The organism is Methylobacterium sp. CCH5-D2, from assembly GCF_001556475.1.
GTDB lineage: Bacteria > Pseudomonadota > Alphaproteobacteria > Rhizobiales > Beijerinckiaceae > Methylobacterium > Methylobacterium hispanicum.
On sequence record NZ_LSIX01000152.1, the window covers coordinates 1 to 3,038 of the forward strand.

Here is a 3,038-nt window from a genome sequence, read left to right on the forward strand (position 1 = left end):
TACGGGGACCGGCCCGTCAGCGCGGAACCGCAGGGCGGGCGCGCGCCGGGCGCGACGGAGCCCGCCGACATGGGTCGCCCCGCGGGATCCGGGACGGCGGACCGCGACCCGGGCGGGCGCGCGCGCCCCGGCCCGGACGGCGGCGACCGCGGCGGCTGAGCGGGCCTGCGCGGCGTCCAGTCCGGCCGCGGATCGCGCGAGCCGGTGCGGGACAGGAAAAAGCCCGCCCGGCCGGAGCCGAGCGGGCTGAAGGCAGGGCCCGTGAGCCCCTGGGAGGAGCCCACACGATAGCCGGGCCGTGGGCCCGCACAATCGCGCGGCACGCGGGCCTGGTATACCAGCAGCGCGTGGTCAAGCTCGCGCCCCCGGGCGCTGCTCAGACGACGCCCGCGGTCAGCAGGTCGTGGACGTGGATGAGGCCGACCGGGCGGCCCGCCTCGACCACGAAGACCGCGGTGATGCGCTTGCGGTTCATCAGTTCCAGCGCCGAGCCCGCGAGGCTGTCGGGCTCGATGGTGACGGGGCGGGCCGTCATCACCTGCTCGACCGGCGTGGCCAGCAGCGCCGGGCCCATGTGGCGGCGCAGGTCGCCGTCCGTGACGATGCCGACGATCGCGCCCGCCTCGTCGAGGACGCCCGCGCAGCCGAAGCGGTGCTCGGCGATGCGCACCAGCACCTCCGACATCGGCGTGCCGCGCGGCACCACGGGCATCGCCGCGCCCGCGTGCATGAGCTGGCGCACGGTCTTGAGGCGGGCGGCCAGCGTCCCGCCCGGATGCAGGATCTTGAAGCGCGACGAGGTGAAGCCGCGCTGGCGCAGCAGCGCCACCGCGAGCGCGTCGCCGAGCGCGAGCTGGATCAGGCTGGAGGAGGTCGGCGCGAGGTCGTGCGGGCAGGATTCGCGCACCCGCGGCAGGGCCAGCACCACGTCGGCGGCCCGGCCGAGCGAGCTGTCGGCCCGCGAGGTGACGGCGATGAGCGGGATCGAGAAACGGCGCGAGAAGTTGGTGAGGTCGCCGAGTTCCGCCGTCTCGCCCGACCACGAGAGCGCCAGGATCGTGTCCTGGGGCGTGATCATGCCGAGGTCGCCGTGGCTCGCCTCGGTCGGGTGCACGAAGAAGGCCGGGGTGCCGGTGGACGCGAGCGTCGCGGCGATCTTGCGGCCGATATGCCCGCTCTTGCCGACGCCGCAGACGATCACCCGTCCCTCGGTCTCGAAGAGCCGCTCGACGGCCGCCGCGAAGGCCGGCCCGAGCGCGCCGCCGAGCGCGCCGCCGAGCGCCCGCATCGCGCCCATGCCGATCTCGATGCTCTGCAGGCCCGCCGCGCAGATCTCCGCCGCGGGGCCACCGACCACAGCCGGATCGAGCTCGACGACGGATCCTTGCGCGCGCGCCACCATGTCCGGATCTCGCTGCCGGGAAGGGATGCGGCGGCGCGGGCAGAGCGCGCGACCGGTGCCGCCCCCCCGTTAGCGTGGCCAAATACGGCTGTTTGATGGTTCGCCCGAGCCCCGGCCCCGGCCGCGCCGCGAGCGCGCGGCGAGCGGCGGACCCACGATTTGCATGCTGATTACTATGCAACCGATGATTGCATACTCCGGAGACACTCGGCCAATACGTTCCGTCCTCCCGCGACGGAGGGAAATAGCCGCCTTCTGCTAAACAATGGCGACGCTTTAACTATTCTTTATTGCAGCCCTGGGAAGGTGGATCCAACCACCAGACGGACCGGCAAAGGCCATGCGATCCGCAGCGCGCGCTCCTACCCGCCCCTGCCCCCCGGCCGCCGTCCCGACCGGTACGGGGCCTGAGGCGAACATGGCGGATTTCTCGCATGACGACGCGATGTACCGCCTGCTGGTGCAGGGGGTGACGGACTACGCGATCTACATGCTCGCGCCCGACGGCACCGTGGTGAACTGGAACGCGGGCGCGGCGCGCGCCAAGGGCTACACGGCCGAGGAGATCGTCGGGCGGAACTTCGCCTGCTTCTACGCGCCGGAGGACCGGACGAGCGGCCTGCCCGAGCGGGGCCTCGCCACCGCCCGCGAGACCGGTCGCTTCGAGGCGGAGGGCTGGCGCCTGCGCAAGGACGGCACCCGTTTCTGGGCCCACGTGGTGATCGACGCGATCCGCGACGGCGGCGCGCTGGTGGGCTTTGCCAAGATCACCCGCGACCGCACCGAGCAACGCGCCGCCGCGGTGATGCTGAAGGCAGCCTCGGACAACCTCGACCTCGCCCTCTCGAACATGATGGACGGGCTCTGCCTGATCGGGCCGGACGGGCGGCTCGTCCTCGCCAACGCGCGGCTCGGCGACATCCTGGGGCTGGAGGCCGGCGCGCTCGCGCCGGGCCGGCGCCTGGTGCCGGTGCTGCGCCGCGTGCTCGGCTCCACGGCGGCCGACCTGTTCGCCCGGACCCATCTGCGCCCGGCCTCCGGCGTGCGCGAGCCCGTGATCTCGGAATGCGTGCGCGGCAGCAACGCCCTGTCGATCCGTACGCGCGCGCTGGAGGCCGGCGGCTGGGTCTCGACCTTCGAGGACGTGAGCGAGCGGCGTCAGATCGAGGGCCGCCTGCGCCACCTCGCCCAGCACGATCCGCTGACGGGCCTGACGAACCGCGCCGCCCTGCGGGCCCATCTCGACGCGCGCCTGGACCGGGCGCGCGTCGCGGTGCTCCGCCTCGACCTCGACCGCTTCAAGGCGGTCAACGACAGCTTCGGGCACGCGCTCGGCGACGCGGTGCTGCGGGAGGCGGCGGGGCGGCTGCGGGCCTGCGTCCGCAGCGGGGACCTGGTGGCGCGGCTGGGCGGCGACGAGTTCGCGGTGGTCGTGGAGGCGCGCGCGCCCGCGGCCCTGGCGGGCCTCGCCGAGCGCGTCGTGCGGGCGCTCGGCGAGGTCTACGAGATCGACGGGATCCGGCTCACGCTCGGCGCCAGCGCCGGCCTCGCGGTGGCCGAGGAGGAGGCCCCCACCGCCGACGGGCTGCTGGGGGCCGCCGACCTCGCCCTGCGGCAGGCCAAGGCGGGCGGGCGG

At 74.4% G+C, this 3,038-nt stretch carries 2 protein-coding genes; one reads left to right on the forward strand and one right to left on the reverse strand.

Annotated elements, in window-relative coordinates; translation table 11 throughout:
- Positions 1-376: 376 nt before the first annotated feature.
- On the reverse strand, positions 377-1,297 hold the full coding sequence (locus AX737_RS03415) for a KpsF/GutQ family sugar-phosphate isomerase (RefSeq protein ID WP_238230143.1): 921 nt from the start codon (positions 1,295-1,297) through the stop codon (positions 377-379).
- A 523-nt stretch (positions 1,298-1,820) separates the two neighbouring features.
- Here AX737_RS03415 and AX737_RS03420 point away from each other — a divergent pair.
- A partial coding sequence (locus AX737_RS03420) for a GGDEF domain-containing protein (protein WP_197430441.1) occupies positions 1,821-3,038 on the forward strand: 1,218 nt, incomplete at its 3' end.